The sequence below is a fragment of the Neobacillus paridis genome, assembly GCF_016765675.1.
GTDB classification, from domain to species: Bacteria; Bacillota; Bacilli; order Bacillales; family Cytobacillaceae; genus Neobacillus; species Neobacillus paridis.
On record NZ_JAESWB010000235.1, the window covers coordinates 1 to 555 of the forward strand.

General features: G+C 62.3%; 1 protein-coding gene. It reads left to right on the top strand.

The features are described 5' to 3' along the window. Window positions 1-130 precede the first annotated feature (130 nt). Window positions 131-555, top strand: a 425-nt coding sequence (locus tag JK635_RS28635; protein ID WP_202655041.1) for a DnaA N-terminal domain-containing protein, incomplete at its 3' end; no start/stop codon positions are given.

Consider the following 555-nt stretch of genomic DNA (forward strand, 5'->3'; position numbering starts at 1 on the left):
ATCGCCTGCCTGTGGATAACTTTGGCGGTCGCGGGTAGAATACAGCAATTCGAAGTCCGCATTCCCGCGATAAACAAACGCAATCTGGGCCATCGCACCATCGGTCCCGCGCTACTAAATCAGACGATTCATGGAAAATTTCTGGCAGACCTGCTCCGCGCAGCTGGAGCAGGAACTGACGCCTCAGCAGTTCAGTGCCTGGATCAAGCCGCTCGCCCCACTCGATTTCGAGGAAGGCCGCTTGCGCATTGCCGCGCCGAACCGTTTCAAGCTGGACTGGGTCAAGACCCAGTTTGCCAGCCGGATCAGCACGCTGGCAGCGCAGTTCTGGGAAGAGCCGATCGAGGTGCAGTTCGTGCTGGACCCGCGCATCGGCAATGCGCGCCGTCAGGCTGAACAAGCCGGACCGACCACGGCCTCGCAAGTGGCGCCGCGCGAGCGCGACGGCATGCAGGCCGATGTCGAGGTGCGCGAGCCGGCGGCCGACCTGGCCGATTCCCCGCGCCGCGAGCAGAGCAAGATCAACACCGCATTGACCTTCGAGAGTTTCGTCAC